The organism is Collinsella sp. HCP28S3_B9 (genome assembly GCF_052066095.1).
In the GTDB taxonomy this organism is placed as follows: domain Bacteria; phylum Actinomycetota; class Coriobacteriia; order Coriobacteriales; family Coriobacteriaceae; genus Collinsella.
The window spans coordinates 1-16,894 of sequence record NZ_JBQHST010000009.1 but is presented as its reverse complement, the minus strand read 5'-3'; the positions used below and the strand labels follow the sequence as shown (position 1 = coordinate 16,894).

The 16,894-nt window shown below is 48.9% G+C and carries 14 protein-coding genes; 1 reads left to right on the top strand and 13 read right to left on the bottom strand.

Features of this window, described 5'->3' with window-relative positions:
- Positions 1–26: 26 nt before the first annotated feature.
- The gene (locus ACTNBB_RS03375) at positions 27–2,000 is read left to right on the top strand and encodes a DUF6541 family protein (RefSeq protein ID WP_441056658.1); all 1,974 of its coding nucleotides are present in this window, start codon (positions 27–29) and stop codon (positions 1,998–2,000) included.
- A 95-nt stretch (positions 2,001–2,095) separates the two neighbouring features.
- On the opposite strand, the gene ACTNBB_RS03370 is transcribed toward ACTNBB_RS03375, so the two are convergent.
- From ACTNBB_RS03370 to ACTNBB_RS03310, 13 genes are all read right to left on the bottom strand, one after another.
- Positions 2,096–2,452, bottom strand: coding sequence for a DUF2304 domain-containing protein (locus tag ACTNBB_RS03370; protein ID WP_441056660.1), 357 nt, complete (start codon positions 2,450–2,452; stop codon positions 2,096–2,098).
- A 5-nt stretch (positions 2,453–2,457) separates the two neighbouring features.
- Positions 2,458–3,150, bottom strand: a complete 693-nt coding sequence (locus tag ACTNBB_RS03365) for a glycosyltransferase family 2 protein (RefSeq protein WP_441056662.1) — start codon at positions 3,148–3,150, stop codon at positions 2,458–2,460.
- A 309-nt stretch (positions 3,151–3,459) separates the two neighbouring features.
- Positions 3,460–4,476, bottom strand: coding sequence for a glycosyltransferase family 2 protein (locus ACTNBB_RS03360; protein ID WP_441056664.1), 1,017 nt, complete (start codon positions 4,474–4,476; stop codon positions 3,460–3,462).
- 34 nt (positions 4,477–4,510) lie between these two features.
- Entirely contained in the window at positions 4,511–5,584 is a 1,074-nt protein-coding gene (locus tag ACTNBB_RS03355) for a hypothetical protein (RefSeq protein ID WP_441056666.1), read from the bottom strand.
- A 15-nt stretch (positions 5,585–5,599) separates the two neighbouring features.
- Positions 5,600–6,616: a glycosyltransferase gene (locus tag ACTNBB_RS03350; RefSeq protein WP_441056668.1), complete on the bottom strand. Its 1,017-nt coding sequence runs from the start codon at positions 6,614–6,616 to the stop codon at positions 5,600–5,602.
- Between the two features lie 59 nt (positions 6,617–6,675).
- A complete protein-coding gene (locus ACTNBB_RS03345) occupies positions 6,676–7,641 on the bottom strand; it encodes a glycosyltransferase family 2 protein (protein WP_441056670.1) in 966 nt (321 codons plus the stop codon).
- 12 nt (positions 7,642–7,653) lie between these two features.
- Positions 7,654–9,117 carry a sugar nucleotide-binding protein gene (locus ACTNBB_RS03340; protein ID WP_441056672.1) on the bottom strand — a complete coding sequence of 488 codons (1,464 nt, stop codon included), beginning with the start codon at positions 9,115–9,117 and terminating at the stop codon, positions 7,654–7,656.
- Positions 9,118–9,132: 15 nt separating this feature from the next.
- Entirely contained in the window at positions 9,133–10,152 is a 1,020-nt protein-coding gene (gene rfbB / locus ACTNBB_RS03335) for a dTDP-glucose 4,6-dehydratase (protein WP_441056674.1), read from the bottom strand.
- Positions 10,153–10,164: 12 nt separating this feature from the next.
- A complete protein-coding gene (gene rfbA / locus ACTNBB_RS03330) occupies positions 10,165–11,064 on the bottom strand; it encodes a glucose-1-phosphate thymidylyltransferase RfbA (protein WP_441056676.1) in 900 nt (299 codons plus the stop codon).
- Positions 11,065–11,073: 9 nt separating this feature from the next.
- Positions 11,074–12,483 carry a hypothetical protein gene (locus tag ACTNBB_RS03325; RefSeq protein ID WP_441056678.1) on the bottom strand — a complete coding sequence of 470 codons (1,410 nt, stop codon included), beginning with the start codon at positions 12,481–12,483 and terminating at the stop codon, positions 11,074–11,076.
- Positions 12,484–12,863: 380 nt separating this feature from the next.
- Positions 12,864–15,899 (bottom strand): L,D-transpeptidase family protein, encoded by a 3,036-nt coding sequence (locus tag ACTNBB_RS03320; protein WP_441056680.1) that lies wholly within the window; start codon positions 15,897–15,899, stop codon positions 12,864–12,866.
- A gap of 178 nt (positions 15,900–16,077) precedes the next feature.
- Positions 16,078–16,764 (bottom strand): hypothetical protein, encoded by a 687-nt coding sequence (locus tag ACTNBB_RS03315; RefSeq protein ID WP_441056684.1) that lies wholly within the window; start codon positions 16,762–16,764, stop codon positions 16,078–16,080.
- Positions 16,765–16,782: 18 nt separating this feature from the next.
- The coding region (locus ACTNBB_RS03310) for a hypothetical protein (RefSeq protein ID WP_441056686.1) at positions 16,783–16,894 on the bottom strand (112 nt) is incomplete at its 5' end.

Below are 16,894 nucleotides of genomic sequence, written 5' to 3'. Positions count from 1 at the left end.
TACAGCCGAAAGGGCAGACCGTACTCATGTGGGCATCTTTTATAGCTGCTTTTCTTTGCGGCATTTTAACAATAATTGTTCCGGGCTACTTCATCGGACGGACCTTATTTAGTAACCCTTTACAAGCAATCGCTTTCTCGCCGGCAGCATCTGTTGCACTATTCATAGTTGTGGGTTTAATTGCATATCAAATTAGCATGTCTGCGCTCCAAATATATTTGCTAGTTTTATTGCTTAGCCTCACGCTATTCATGCTATTTAGGAGAAACAGATCGGCACTGAATACCAGCCAGTATTTATCGCTATCAACTTATGTACTTGTGGGAACAGCCCTGACGGTCTTAATATTCCTTCGAAATATAGACGGGCCGGCATCTTATTCGGTGCAGACCGATACAACTTTCCATTTATCGTGCGCAAATGCCATGCTCGATTCGGGCAGGTATTCGATTCTACATGCCTCCGAATACCCAGACTTAATGAACGCAGGAAAGGGCATATTCTATCCCGCTGCTTGGCACATCATTACTGCCGTTGCAAGCGGACTATCAAAAACGAATATCATCGTTGCACACAATGCGATTAATTTCATTATCTGCGCATTTGTATACCCCCTTTCAACATGGCTTTTTCTTTCCTCCGTTTTTAAAAACGAAAAAGGTCTCATTTTTGCAGGCGGAGTTACCTGTAGCCTATTTTCCTATTTTCCTTGGGCTTTTTTGATTGTGGGGCAATTTGATTCTAATTTACTATCAAACGCGCTATTACCAGGGTTTCTCTTTGCGTTCTATCAATTAATTACAAGCATTTACCTTTCAAACAAAGGGTCAATCGAAAAGTCAAAAGCAAATACACTGTCTTCCGCACCAAGCGCGATAATAATATTGCTTATATCATTCATTGCTCTTGTAGGGTCACAGACTAATGCGGTTTTCTCTGCCGGCGTAATTTTCATTCCGTTGATTGTCCAATTTTCCTGGAAAACGGCAGGACGCTATACGAACAGAATTGAGCTACGTTTTCTGAGCCCAATACTAACGATTGGATTGATCGGCATCCTCTGGCTATTGGTATATTCATTGCCTTTTATCCAACCTATCGTCAACATATATAGAGAACCGACGGCATCACCACTAGAAGCTTTTAAGAACATCCTTCTTTTTAAATTCGGACAGTCCGCCAACGCGCAACCCATACTCGGACTGCTTGTTATTATTGGACTCGTCGCCGCGTTCGCAAGCACTAGATATAAATGGCTTTCAATCTCATACATTTTAGTTGCCGCACTGGTGTTTACATGCATGACTCTGAACCATCCACTTCGTCAGCTCATATGCGGCTTCTGGTACTCGGGAACTATTCGACTAGATGGAGTGCTAGCAATTATCGCCGTGCCGCTAGCCTCAATTGGACTATGCAAAATCGTACACATACTTATTAGGCCCATATTAAATAGTGGCAGAATAAAACCTGTCGAATTACTACTTCCTGTGTTCACCCTATGCATGATCATCCTCATTGTTGCTTATCCTAAAACTATTTCATTCGGCAAAAATAATTACAGATATCTTTGCGAGCAAATACAGGTGAATTATTCCTTAGCGTCAGGCGTTTCCATTTCACCTGGAGAAAGGCAATTTGTAGACAAGGTAAAACGAATCGTTGGAAATAACACCGTGATCAATATACCCTCAGATGGCAGTATCTGGTTATATGCATCCGATGATATAAACGTAATCTCTCGTCAATTTTACTCTACGCCTTATAAAGAATACGAGCTGTTTAAAACTTCACTTTACGAGGCCTCTAGAAACAATGACGTCCTTAACGCAATACAGAAAACGCGCGCACGTTATGTGCTCATCCTCGATGAGACTGTAAATGTTGGCTACTTTGACCCAAACGAATGGAAAGGCATATTAGACATCACAGATGATACCCCAGGTTTTACATGCCTGCTTTCCGATGGCGATATGCGACTGTATCAAATTGATTTTTAACCTATGGAAACACTCATATCCGTATAGAGTTGTGGCTCGGCGTAATCATCGAAAGGACGCCGAGCCACAGTAGTTCTAGATACACATCATAGAAATCAGTCCTCATTAGAAGATTTCAAATCAATACTGTCCCAATTTAAAGCGGTTGCCTGAACAAGAGAATTCAACCGTTCTTCCTGCTTAGCAAGCCTCACAGAAATGGTGAAATCGCGAACAACTAGAACGGCTATAACATATAAAAAAACAAAGTTCGAGGCAGACATAAACCCCAAAAGGTCAGCGATGCGCACAGCTATATCAGGAAATATACCGAGTAGGACAAAGCTAGTACTAAACAAAATCCAAAACAGCGAGTCCAAAACCTGCATTTGAGCTTTTTTCAATTTCCGAATAACAAAATAAAAGACAGCAACAGCAAAAAATACCAATAGTGCGCGCAGTGTAAATGACATACAACTCACCTGAACCATTGAACTATTAGCAGCGTAGCAAACACTCTAAGCATATACTGCATTGACTTGACAGGATTTAAGTAACTCTCGCCGCCCTGGCGTTCACGCATTGATACCTGAACTTCAGAGACCGAATACCCTTGCTTTAAAAACAAAGCGATAGATTCAGGTTCAGGATTAAGAGTATTGTCGTAATAGTATCTCTCGAGTACAGGGCGACTAAACAGCCTGAAGCCAGATGTAGGATCACTAATGCGATGACCGGTGAGCATCTTAATCAAAACGGTAATCATACGTGAACCGACCATGCGCATCGATTTATCTTTTCGGACAGTCAAAAACCTGGAACCAATAACAATGTCGGAACCAGTATTTACCGCTTTCTCAACAAGAGCAGCCAAATACTCCGGACGATGTTGCCCGTCAGCATCAAACTGAACCATATAGTCATATCCATGATCGACAGCATATCGAGCTGCAGTCTGAAAACCGACAGTAAGACCACAGTTAATTGGCATGTTAATAATATTGCAGCCGATATTCTCGCAGATAGAAAGCGTGCGGTCATGAGATCCGTCATTAATAACTACAAAATCGAACTTAGGCGCGACTTGCCTAAGCTCGATTATGGTGTTTTCTATGCACTCTTCCTCATTATATGCCGGAATGGCAACAAGGGTTCTTGGACAATAGGACACGCAAATCCATTCTCGAAGTCTTAGTTTCTTAATTTATTTTAGCGTACGAAATTAGCATAGAAATACATTCTGCTAATTTACATTCTGTATATGGATGTCGTAAATCAATCGCCGGGCCTGCCGCAGATAATCTAGCTCAGAAAATATCGCCCCCGAAACCCAAAAAAGGCACGGGGGCGTGCGGAAAACCGAAGGAAAGGGACATCCCTTAATATGTTCAGCTGAATCGGGAACACTCAAAATAAAATGATTTGCGCCTACCGATTATTATCGCTTATCGAAAGAGCGACGAGCTAAGACGACTGCCCGCTACCACTTAATGTCAATACCGAGCTTGTCTACCATGGCACGATAAACCTTTAGTGCTAAAAGGAACTGACCAGAGCATCGGACAGCCCTAGCAAATTTAATCTTTCGCATTGCCTTGCTATTAGAAGAAATGTCGGCCGTTCTCCAAGTGCTAAAGTGCTGATCTAGATATCTATCGTTTTCCGATATAACATCCCTCAAATTTGCCGATTTATCGTACGCAAGTCTAAACATCAGCGATACGCCAAGATGCAAGCCAGCAGATAGATCAAGAAACTCAATTAAATTAGGAGAAGCATCTAATGACCTATAAACAGTTTTAACTTCTCGCATGCATCGATACGTCGAATCGACCTTCTCTTTAGAAATAGTAGTCATAATCGAATCGTTTCGAATGCCGTAATAAACAAGTGGCTTAGGGACAAAAGCGACCTTGTCAACGAAGGGATACACCAAGAGATGCATCATCATATCGTCAAATATTTTTGGAGGATTCTTGAAATCGTACATATCCTTCAACAGATGGGCCTTAAAGATTTTATTCCAAGGTGCACCATTCAATTGGAGCAATTGCACGGGGTCTGATTTCACTGAAAAAGCCTTACGAGAATCGGTCATCTCTTCATTTAAAACTTTCCCGGAATCAGCATCTACTCTGTAAAAACCAGAAACAGCTATATCGGCACCGTTATCTAAGGCACAACAATATAAGGATTCGCACATATCGGGGGCAACATAGTCATCGCTATCGACAAAGCCAATATACTCCCCTTTTGCCAAAGCGATTGCGTCTTGGCGACCACGCCAAACGCCCTCATTTTTTTTGTCGATTACAACAATCTTATCTGGATACTCTTTCTTGTAATTCTGAAGAATATCAATACACCTATCGGGAGAGCCGTCATTAATGCATATGACTTCAATCTCTTGGAGAGTTTGGCTGACAAGAGAATCAAGACAACGTGGAAGATATTTCTCCACGTTATAGCAGGGAACAATTAAACTGATTTTGCACATTGGAATCTTTCTTTACTGGAAGGATAAATAAAAGCTATTGAAGGAATGCCTGAACCGAAAGATTGGTCTTCCTATTGGTGGCCAATACATCTTCCATAAAACAATCCATACGATCGCACATACGTTTAAACTTACATGGCTCAAACATTTCAAAAATCTTATCTTTCAGACTATCGTCAGACAGATCGCAAGCTAAACCAAAATCATACTTAGATGAAATTGTCTCCATATAGGAACCCGGGCTAACGAGAATAGGAAGATGCAACTGAGCTGCATAATATAACTTATTTGTTAGCTGGTATTTTACGTGAGTCGACTTCGAACCATACATACTCATGACAACATCGACATTCTCATATAGAGCATAAGTCTGAGAAGAATCGAACTCACCCGAAACTACAGCATTCTCGATTTTTTTGCTTTCAATATAAGGACGAAGCTGCTCATAGCCACGTCCAAGAAACATCAATTTAAAGCGAGAATCATTTGCAAAATAATCGAGTACGAGCTTGTCTAGCTCAATGTTTTTTGCTGTACCAATGCTAGCAAGCACCAAAGGCGTCCCTGGTCTTTTTCTTTGATTTACACGCGAAATGTCCGACTGAGGAATCAAATGAGCGTTATGCATCAGAAGAAAATCGTGCTCTCCGAGAAAAGAGGTATATGCAGGGGAAGAAATAATCGAAAGACCCGAACTGTCAATTATTTTCTCTTCAAACATACGATATAAGGGATTGTTTTCTAGAAAATAATCCCTAATGTCAATTAAATAACGACCTCTATATTTTTTTTTAAGAACATCCCCGACTAAGACAGCACTGTTTCCAGTAAGCGCAATCACCCTCTGATAATTTTCGCTCAACAAAATGCGACGGGCAAATTGTCTAAATCCAAAATAACCTGCGAGCAGATCAGTATACTTTTTTAATCCGGCACTAGAGACCGTATGCTTGTAGCGCCATACCTTCTGCGCATCGGGCTCAACGCCAATGTCTGAACGCTGCCAATAGATATAGTCATATGGCTTTGCGAGCAGGTGCTCATAGTGCTCAAAATAAGGCGTTACATTAATGCCATCTAAATTAATAAAAGCAATTGGGGCACTCAAAACGGTTCTCCATGATTAGTCAAACAGCTTATGCGAAATTATAGCGCATCGCCTAATATCATATTTATCAGCAGAAGCGCCCAAAGAAACGGCCGCTGGCTTTCTAATACTCTTATTGATAACAGTAGCCCATTCATCTGGACTGTCGATATTGCAGGTAATACAGTTGTTGGAGATCACGGCATCTTGAGTAATCTGATCCGAAATAACACAGGGCAACCCGTTAAATTGAGCTTCTAGTAACGAAACGGGCAAGCCTTCATAAAGCGACGGAAAGACAAAGACGTCAAAAGATGAAAGCCAAGCTTGAATATCATTTTGGGCGCCAGCAAATAGCACCTTATCCTTAACGCCCAATAATTCAGCCAAAGATGCTATCTCATCCTGAAGTTCTCCCTCCCCCACAATAACCAAAAATGCATTCGTCTTCAGCGTGCAAAGGGAGGCAAGCACCTTAACAAGAAAAGTATGGTTCTTTTGAGGCGACAGCCTGCCAATAGATCCAATTACAAACGCATTGTCTAAACCTAAAGCCTTGCGTAGCCTGTTTCGCTTTTCCTCGCAAAAAGCAACCCTTTCAGAATCTACTAAATTTGGAACAAACCGATACTGTTTCTCTGGAAACATGTACTTAGCGGCAACGTCCGAGCATGCCCAAAATTCCGTCCCCACTCTAAGCATCTGTTTTCTATGAAGACAATGAAGCGCCTTCAACAGAAGGGATTCGGGGTCCTTCGAATTATGACTATGTACAATTCGACGAGGGATATTTGCTTTATGGGCATAGTTGAGCACATCAATATTCGCTGCATGATTCGTATTGAACCACAATCCAGAATATTCCCCTTTATGCTCACGGAAAAATAATCTTAAATCACGGTAATAGTTAATCGGATTGCGATTCTTTGCAGTTATAACGAAATACCGGTTAGCGGTTCCCTTAAATAGATTCTCAAAATTGTCCGGACGCTCAAAGGTAATGAAATCAAAAGAGCAGAAATCGATATGACTGACATAGTTATTAATTACCATCTCTGTTCCTGCCCTTCGATTAGAAAGGCCCCAAACTAGATACCGGTTCATTTTTCACCTCAAAAGAAGGAAGACGGCGTAAGGATAAAGACGAGAGCTTGGCCCATGCGTCTTGTGATGCCCGTTGGAAGAAAGCCATGAGACACAGCGAACCACAGCCTTTTAATTGGGCGGAATTCAAATATGCTTAAAAAATCCTCAACAGTCTTTCTCTGTTCCATTGGCATTTGATCAGAATATATGTCCAAGAAGACCTTTGCGTTTAACCTTATGCCATGCCAATATTCTCGTGATTTCGAAATCTGGTAATTTTGAAGCAGAGAAATGAGTGAGAACTTATGCGCACCGGCTTCTTGCCCAGCATGTTGACGATACAAAATGGTTGGCTTTTCAATAAACGCTGAATGACCACAAGCTTTACAGATTAGATTTACTAACCAATCATGCATGATTGGACAATCAGACTCGCGCCAAAGAGACAACAGCTCTCTTAACTTTCGATTGCCCGCAATCGTACAACCCCAAGCCGTGTTTTCAACGAGGACTCGTTGAAGCGAGTCCTCGTTGGTTTCGAAATTCTCATATTTCATAAAGCTTGATGCGATTAGATTTAGGTCATCGTCAACAATAGATAAGTCGCTAGAGACAAAAGACGGGGAATCGGAACCCCACGCGTCCTCCAAATCAATCAAAGCCCGAATGGACAATTCAATTTTATCTTCATTCCAAATATCATCTTGATCGGAAAACATAAAATAAGTGGCATCAGAATATTTTATAGCTGACATAAAATTTGCCATTGCGCCGCCATATTTAATACCCTCTGAAACTATCTGCACACGATGGTCGTTCTCGGCATAGTCACGAACAATCTTCAAAGTCTGGTCGGTGGAGCAGTCATCGGAAATTAGCAGTCGCCAATTCTTATATGATTGATTTTGAATTGACTCAATCTGTTTGGCAATGTAGCGCTCTCCGTTATACGTTGCCATGACGATATCAACTAGAGATTCTGAATTAGACACTTATAGACCTTTCTACATTAATTGCGATGAAGCAAGGTACTCCCCCAGCTCTTCCTCCCAGTCGGGCATGCGGAAGCCGACCGACTCAAGCTTGGACAGGTCGAGCGCAGAGTGGACCGGGCGCGGGGCGACGGGCCCCTCGGCGCTCGCGTAGTAGTCGGCTGTCGACACCGGTACGACCTTCTCGCCGTTGCCGTTGGCGGCCTCGAAGACGGCGCGGGCGATGTCCGCCCAGGACTTCACGGCGCCGGAGCCCGTGCAATTATAGGTTCCGTAGGGGGCGTGGGTGCCCAGCACGTGGAAGATCGCAGCCGCCATGTCGCGCGTGAAGGTCAGGCGTCCCAGCTGGTCGTCCACGACCGTGACCTGCGCAAGGCTGTCGTCCGGGTCTGCGACGCGGTCGGAGAGTCCCTTCATCGTCTTCACGAAGTTGTGGCCCTCGCCGATGACCCAGGAGCTGCGCATGATGTAGTGGCGCGGGCACCCGGCCACGGCGATGTCGCCGGCGGCCTTGGTCTGGCCGTAGACGGACAGCGGGCTGAGGGGCTCGTCCTCGGTGTGCGCCTCGGCGGTGCCGTCGAAGACGTAGTCGGAGGAGACGTGGACCAGGGTGATCCCGTGCTCGGCGCAGGTGCGGGCGAGAAGGGACGGGCCGGTGGCGTTCGCCTTCCAGGCGGTCACGCGGCCCTCGGGGGTCTCCGCTTTATCCACCGCGGTGTAGGCGCCGCAGTTGATCACGGTGCCGTAGAGCGACCAGTCGTACTGATCGTAGGCGTCCGGGTCGGACATGTCGAAGGTGTCGATGTCGCAGAAGTCGAAGTCCTTGGCGACGCCGCGCTCCTCGGCCAGCGCGCGGACCGCACGACCCAGCTGGCCGTTGCAGCCGGTGACGAGTGTGCGCTTCGGCGCCATGGGGACGACGTCCTTGAGGTACGGGTGGTTGAGGTCGGCCTCGGATACGGTGGCCTCATCGAGCGGGATCGGCCACTCGATGGCGAGCTCGGGGTCGGCGAGGTTCACGAACGTGTAGGTCTTCTTCAATTCAAGGGACCAATGGGCGTCCACCAGGTAGGTGTAGGCGGTGCCGTCCTCCAGCGCCTGGAAGCTGTTGCCCACGCCGCGCGGGACGTAGATGGCCTTGGACGGATCCAGCACGGTCGTGTAGACCTTCCCGTAGGTGGCGCTGCCCTCGCGCAGGTCCACCCAGGCGCCGAAGACCGAGCCGCGGGCGACGGAGATGAACTTGTCCCAGGGCTCGGCGTGGATGCCGCGGGTGACGCCGCGGCTGTCGTTGTAGGAGATGTTGTTCTGGACGACCCTGAGGTCGGGGATGCCCAGGGCGGTCATCTTGGCGCGCTGCCAGTTCTCCTTGAACCAGCCGCGCGAGTCGCCGTGGACGGCGAGGTCGACGACCTTGAGGCCCCCGATGCCGGTCTCTGCCACGGAGAGGTCCTTCTCGAATGCGATGTCTGCCATAATTCTATCCCCTCTTTACTGCCCCTGGGCGCGGTAGCGGGCCTCGGTGGCCTCCTTAGCCGGGCGCCACCAGGACTCGTTGGCGACGTACCAGTCGATCGTCTGCTTCAGACCCTCGGTAAAGTCGGTGTGCGCCGGCCTCCAGCCGAGCTCGCGCTGCAGCTTCGTGCTGTCGATGGCGTAGCGTCGGTCGTGGCCGGGGCGGTCGGCGACCCAGTCGAAGTCCTCGGGGTCCTTTCCCATCGCCTCCAGGATCATGCGGAGCACGGTGATGTTGTTCTTCTCGCCGTCGGCGCCGATGAGGTAGGTCTCCCCCATGCGGCCCTTGGTCAGGATGTCCCAGACGGCCGAGGAGTGGTCCTCGGTGTGGATCCAGTCGCGGACGTTCTCGCCCTTACCGTAGAGCTTGGGGCGCACGCCGTCGATGATGTTCGTGATCTGCCTGGGGATGAACTTCTCCACGTGCTGGTAGGGGCCGTAGTTGTTGGAGCAGTTGGAGATCGTGGTGCGAAGGCCGTAGGTGCGGGTCCAGGCGCGCACGAGCATGTCGGAGGACGCCTTGGTGCTCGAGTACGGAGAACTCGGCTTATACGGCGTCTCCTCGGTGAACTTCGCCGGGTCGTCGAGCGCCAGGTCGCCGTAGACCTCGTCGGTGGAGACGTGGTGGTAGCGGATGCCGTACTTGCGGACGGCCTCAAGCAGGCGGAAGGTTCCCTCGACGTTGGTGCGCAGGAACGGCTCGGGGTCGGCGATGGAGTTGTCGTTGTGGGACTCGGCGGCATAGTGCACGATGGCGTCGTGGCCCGGGACGATGCGGTCCAGCAGTTCGGCGTCGCAGATGTCGCCCACGACGAGCTCCACGCGGTCGGGGGGCAGCCCGGCGATGTTCTCGGGGTTGCCGGCGTAGGTCAACTTGTCCAGCACGGTGACGTGCACCCCCGGGTGGTTGTTCACGACGTAGTGCACGAAGTTGCTGCCGATGAAGCCGCAGCCGCCCGTGACGATGATGTTCCTGGGCTCGAAAAACTCAGACATGAGGGGTTTCTCCTAGTACTCGCGCGGGCTGTTGACGATCTCGCCGGCGGCGACTTTCTTGAGGTGCTGGCCGTAGACCGACTTGCCGTAGGCCTTCGCGGCCTCCTCCAGCTCCGCGGTCGTGATCCAGCCGTTCTCCCAGGCAATCTCCTCGGGCACGGACACGGGCAGGTCCTGGGAGTGCTCCACGGCGCGGACGAACTCCGCGGCCTCGTGCAGGCTCTCCATTGTGCCGGTGTCCAGCCACGCGTAGCCGCGGCCGAGGGTGACGACGGAGAGCGTCCCCTCCTCCAGGTACATCTGGTTGAGCGTGGTGATCTCCAGCTCGCCGCGGGCCGACGGCTTGACCTCATGCGCCTTGGCGGCCACGTCGCCCGGGTAGAAGTACAGGCCGGTGACGGCGTAGGAGCTCTTGGGCTCCGCGGGCTTCTCCTCAATGGAGACGGCCCTGCCCTGCGCATCGAACTCGACAACACCGAAGCGCTCGGGGTCGTCCACGTGGTAGCCGAAGACCGTGGCCCTACCCGACTCCGCGTTCTGTACGGCGCGCGTCAGGTGGCGGCTGAGGCCGTTGCCGTAGAAGATGTTGTCGCCGAGCACCAGGGCGCACGGCTCGCCGGCAATGAAGTCCTCGCCGATGGTGAAGGCCTGCGCGAGGCCGTCCGGGCTCGGCTGCTCGGCGTAGGAGAGGTTGACGCCGTAGCGCAAGCCGTCCCCGAGCAGGCGCTCGAAGTTGGGGAGATCGGTCGGCGTGGAGATGACCAGGATGTCCCGGATGCCCGCCAGCATGAGTGTGCTAAGCGGGTAGTAGATCATGGGCTTGTCGTAGACCGGCAGCAGCTGCTTGGAGGTCACGAGCGTGAGCGGGTACAGGCGCGTGCCGGACCCGCCGGCGAGGATGATGCCTTTCATGGTAAATCCCTAACTTTTCAATACATCGCCGAGCTTGAATACCCTGCGTAGAACCGTCTTATTGATGATTAGATAGGCTGAATATACGAATAGAAAGATGACAGAGGTCAAAAGTGGGGTAAACACTTGCGCAGTAATTACAAACCCAACACTCAACATGACACTTACAAATGATAATTTAGACTGAGAAACATTGAGCGTTCTTCCGATTAGCAGTTCTGACAACAAACATCTGAACGCGAGTGCAATTACGACGCAAAAGAGAACAAATTCAACCGAATTAATCGCAAAGGTACCAAATAAAGTACACGCGAAGCTAAAGAGAAGAGTTGCTAAATTAACCTCTAGCAGACGCTTTTCTTCACGTAGAACTTTGAAAAACGTCGTGCCGATAATATCCATCTTCCCCTCAAAAACGCAAATCGGGAATAGGACCGCGAATAGCTGAATGCTTCTCGCATACTGGGGAAGCCACCAATTGAGAACAACCGTTATAGGGCCATAAAGGATATACACCGCCGGAAGCAGCAAATCGAGAATGTCCCTCATCATACAAAAGGCGCTCGAACAGCCATGGCGGTCGAGTTGTTTCAAATTCGGAAACAGCACCATGCTAACCTGCGTCAGGAACGTCAAGAAAAAAGCAGCGATCGATAGAGAAAAAGAGACAATTGAAAAAACCTCAATTCCCCAGTTCAAATCAACAAAAAACCTAACAACTCCAAGTATCAAACTGCTTACTATGTTGGCAAACATCAACTTGATGCCAACGCGTATGCTCTCAATCGACTCCTTAACACAAGCAGAGCCCGTTAAAACCCCGGCAGACAGAATATCCCTAGCTTTATACAGGCAGTAAACCAATCTGAGATATTTGGCGAGCGTATAAAAAATAATATAGGGCTCGAACGAATCAACTCCAAAAATAACCAGAATGATCAGAGCCGCAAAAAAGGCCAAGGCGTCAAGCGCTGCCGAAAAAGAAAACAGCGCGGTTTCATTTACCGCCTGAAATACATATCCCAAATAGAATGAGCAATTATTTGCAAGCAGAATTATGCCAATCCAGACAATAACGAACTGGCGCTGCGCCTCAAAAGGACCAAATAAGGCGACGAGTATTACCGCAACGCTGATTACTGCCTGATAAATAATGCTGACCAGAAACTGGGAGTTAATCGCCTTTTTATCGAGCGCATCTCGGGTCTCTCCGCCATGGATGAGATAGACACCGTCATTAATCCCAAAATGAAAGAATCCAACGTAACTAAGATAGAAAATGAACAGTTGCCAATATCCAAACTCAGCAACACCCAGGACCTTAGGCAAAAGAAGGGTCAGTATGACACTAACGGCTGTGCTTAGACCTTGTGCAAATACGGCAAAGACCATATCCCTAGCAATTTTCTTAGTGTTCAAACGAATCCCCAATTAATAGAAATCAAGTCGATAAACGAATATCAGCTAAGCATATCAAATCATCCGGAATAGTTTTCTAAATAAGATGAACAACGGAATTGACCTATATTTCGTAATCGTAATCCATTTTTCTAAGGCAAATCAAAACTTCCGCAGCACTAAGCCGGTTACACTGCATCGGACCGAGAGTTCGCCAAAGGCTGACCCTCAACAGATAGGCAGACATTTTAAAAATACCATCGGAAGCGGGCCACTTTAATGTCATCAAATAGGGGAACGAAGAAATGGGACCTTATCCGAAGGCAAAGGCCCTTTCCTGCTGATGAGACTTCAGTAACAGGAAAGGGCCCTCTAATAGGCTCCCACCAATATAGGAATAGCTAGTAGATTACGACCTTAGTAGCAAGGGGCACGTTATCCCAAATCCATTTGGCGCGATCAATCGGTAAGCGAACGCAACCTTGTGAGACGTGCATCCCCATTCTACTGTCCATGGGATTAAAGGTCCCTTGGTAATACGGAATTGAATGGAACAGATAGTCCCCATAAAACTGCGTATAGCAATAGCAGGTATACCCATGTCCAAACGAGTAGCCCTTGCCGGTGACAGTATACTCACCCGTAGGCGTTGGAGTACTAGGAGCACCGGTAGAGCAAGTCCAGTATTGAGCGTAACTCCACGACCCGCGCTGGCCGCGAAAAACCCCAAGGTGACACGCCTGCCTATCTACCAAGATGAGCCAGCTTGTATTGCTCGCATAGCGATTGGCACGGCTGAGCATAGCCATCATGTCAGTCGGAAGCATCGGCTGTTCAGTATATGGACGACCAGTAGGACCGGGAGCACCAGCACCCTTGGGAACAATCTTCACTTGAACCGACTCGACCCTGTACCCAATCTTAGATGTGCCCGCAGGCTGCCCATTTGAAGCCCAATCGAGCCATCCAAAGTCTTGGCAATACGCTCGATACCAAACATCAAAGTAGTTCGATAAATCACCGGTCAACCTAATCTTAAAGGCCTCGATACGCTTTGCGTGGCCTACCGTGCCAGCGACATCCCCATTAGAAGTCCAGCCTTGCCAGCCCACATCCTGCACATGGGCAGAGTACTCAATGCCGCCCGATACGCTACTGGAGACATTCAGCTTCAGTGCCTCAACAGCAAGTGATCTACCAGTTGTGCCCACAACACCACCGTTGCCAACAGGATTAATCCAACCAAGTGTGGCAACATGCGCCTGGAGCGTTAGAGCTGGAGCCGTGATAAATGCGGGCGCAGACGACACGCCAGGCTCCCCGCCCTTCGCGACAAGCTTAATTTGGACAGCTTCTATCTGGATATTTAACCCGGTAGTTCCAGCGGAATCGCCGTTTTTGGCCCAACCCAACCAGCCATAACCAGCCGAATGAACTCTATAGTAAATGTCATACTGATTCGCAATCGGGCCATTTATACGCAGTTCAAGGGCCTGAATGGCTAGCCCTTGCCCAACAGTTCCAACATAATCAACGGAACGCCAATCCTGCCAACCAATATTGGCAACATGGGACCTGGCCTCGATCAACGAATCATCGTCAACGCCAGCCAGCGACACATTCAAAGCCTGAAGAGAGAGCGATTTTCCAGTCGTACCAGCTTCCCGCCCATCAAGAACAGATGAAGACCACCCATTGTTAGCGGAATGGGCCTGGTAGATAACATGTGGACCATCAGCGGACGGGTCCGCAACAAACGCTCCGTCCATTACGCCGGGAGCACCGCCATCCTTGCTGATGACACGCACTTCAATCGCCTTAAGGAATGAGCCGGCCAAAGCCGTTCCTGAATCCGCGCCATTACACGCCCAGCCAAGCCATCCTTTTTGAGAGTCAAAGCAGCGGTACCAAATGTCATAGGAGCCAGACAAATCTCCTGTAAGAGTCAATCTAACAGCTTTTAAGGCACGCCCGTCATTTTTTGAATTAAGTGCCGCACCATCAGAAACGATATCACTCCATCCTCCAAATTCAAAACAACCGGAGTAATCAATTGAACCCAGAGTATCTTGATTTTCAAGCGCAAGGGAAATTGAAGTCAATGGTTCAGAACGGCTCTCAGAACCCAGTAATATCGACTTTCCCTGTGCAAGGCCCAGGCTTTTACCGTTCAGACCGAGGGAGATACCGCTCAAAGTATCCGCAACTCCAACAAAATGGCACGTGGTGTCACCAGGAGCAGAACCGCCCTTTTCAACTAATAAGATCTGAACACCTTGGATGCCAACACCCTTCGCCGTAGATCCCGCAGGAGCCCCATTCGACGCCCAGCCGAGCCATCCACCCAATCCAGAAGCATAGACCCGGTACCAGATGTCATAGGCAGTAGAAATCTCGCCGTTCAGCTTAAACTGAACGGCCTCAATCGATCGAGACTGACCCGTCGTGCCAATAGTATCTGAAGACCAGTTTTGCCAACCGATGCCAGAGACATGCGCACGAGAAGAGATAGCACCTCCGTGCCCATACCAAGTAACCCTAGGCGACAACGCCTCAATAGCATTCTTTGAGCCAACGACACCCGAGGTATTTCCATTCGCAACCGTACTCATCCAACCAACATTGGAGACATGAGATCGATAGGATACGGTAGGCGGTTCCTGAGCATGGCCCCTAAAGGAATCGCCTCGCGCTGGCGCATCTTGGGCATTTTTGGGAAGCACCTTAATCTGAACTGCCTCAATCTGGTAAGCATAGCCCTGTGTTCCGGCAGGCTCGCCATTTGAAGCCCAACCAAGCCAGCCAACATTTGCAGAGTGTACGCGATACCAAATGTCATACGAATCAGAAAGACCGCCCGACAAAGATAGCTTGATGGCCTCGATAGCTCGCGACTGTCCAACTGTTCCAGAAGTCTGCCCGTTGCCTACCGGCTGAGACTCCCAGCCGATCCCGGAAATGTGTGATTGGACCGAAATGCAGTCATTCTCCAAAGGGCTGCAATCCTGTGAAAAAAGACTGATCTTGAGGGCTTCGACACGCTTAGCACGACCTGTAGTGCCAGCCGTCATTCCGTTTGAAACGGGAGCTTGCCAGCCAATATCCTGTACATGAGTTTGATATGAAACGGAGCCAAAAACAGTGGATACATCATTTTCGGGTTTCGCCGAATCAGTTGCATTGGAGGTAGACTTGCTAGAAACGGATGTGGGAGAATCATCGTCTGACACAACCGGCTGTTCGACTTCAACCCCCTGTCGTTCGTCATTTAAGACGGGCCCCTCGTCTTTCGAGCTACTGGCAGCACCGTCGGAATAATCAGTAGCTTCCGGTAGCACCGGCAAAGAATCAGCCCAGACAGAAAGGGGCGTCAGAAGACACTGAAGGATCAGTAATGGCGTCATTGCCGTTGCTAGCAGTCGTTGCGTCTTCTTCATTCGACTCCCCCATCAATCGACCATTTTTAGCATCATTATTTATCGTTTCGGCAATTTCTTAAGTATCGAAAACGTGAATGGCAGATATATAGAAACGAACGGACCGTTGCAAAACGACCCGTTCGTTTTAAATCAGAGTGTCTGTTGGAGCCCTTGCAATGACATAGCAGTCGATTAGTTATGCAAGCAGCATGTTGTCGTACCAGCCCCGTTTTAGCTTATAAGAGGTGGAATAGTAATCCAACCAGTAAGCCATATCGAGCGTCCTGATCCGACCGACGTTATCCATAACCTGGTTATTACCGATGTAGAGACAAACGTGACCGTAAATCCCGCCCATATATGTGTGCGTATGCGAAGGAACGTCAATGACCATTCCAACCTTAAGCTGAGAATAATCGGTATAATTACAATAATCCCAGTAGTAATCGCAGGCGTCTTTATGAACGTTCCTAAATCCGGCGCGCTCGTAGATATCTGCGATCCACTCAGGGCACAAACCAGGACCAGGAGAGGGTACCTGTCGAGCAAGCTCAACAATCTTCTTCTGCTTTGGATTTGCAAGTGCAAAAGGTTGCCCAAGCAAACACGAAGAAGCGGTACTTCCGGGAGCATTGGCAACTCTCTTTGTTAGTTGAACTTGAACAGCCTGAACATGCGTTCTATAACCGGTGCTGCCAGCGACGGTGCCATTTTTAGTCCAACCAAGCCAGCCAATATTATCCACATGGACTCTGTACCAGACATCAAAATAAGTTGCCAAGTCACCAGATTTAATCAACTTAATCTGACCGGCCTCAAGAGAGTAGGCCATTCCGGTGGTGCCGGCCTCCTCGCCGTCCTTTGCCCACGCCATCCAGCCGATGTTGGAGGCGTGGACGCGTTAGTAGACGTCGTAGTCCCTGGCGAGGGACCCCGTGAGCCTCAGTCGCACCGCCTCGACGGCGCGTCCCTGGCCGGTGGTGCCGCCCTCTGACGCCGAGGGGGTGTCCCAT

Coding starts and splice junctions, on each gene's coding strand:
- ACTNBB_RS03375 (WP_441056658.1), top strand. CDS start 27: ATGTGGGCATCTTTTATAGCTGCTTTTCTTTGCGGCATTTTAACAATA.
- ACTNBB_RS03370 (WP_441056660.1), bottom strand. CDS start 2,452: ATGTCATTTACACTGCGCGCACTATTGGTATTTTTTGCTGTTGCTGTC.
- ACTNBB_RS03360 (WP_441056664.1), bottom strand. CDS start 4,476: ATGTGCAAAATCAGTTTAATTGTTCCCTGCTATAACGTGGAGAAATAT.
- ACTNBB_RS03350 (WP_441056668.1), bottom strand. CDS start 6,616: ATGGTAATTAATAACTATGTCAGTCATATCGATTTCTGCTCTTTTGAT.
- ACTNBB_RS03340 (WP_441056672.1), bottom strand. CDS start 9,117: ATGGCAGACATCGCATTCGAGAAGGACCTCTCCGTGGCAGAGACCGGC.
- rfbB (WP_441056674.1), bottom strand. CDS start 10,152: ATGTCTGAGTTTTTCGAGCCCAGGAACATCATCGTCACGGGCGGCTGC.
- rfbA (WP_441056676.1), bottom strand. CDS start 11,064: ATGAAAGGCATCATCCTCGCCGGCGGGTCCGGCACGCGCCTGTACCCG.
- ACTNBB_RS03320 (WP_441056680.1), bottom strand. CDS start 15,899: ATGAAGAAGACGCAACGACTGCTAGCAACGGCAATGACGCCATTACTG.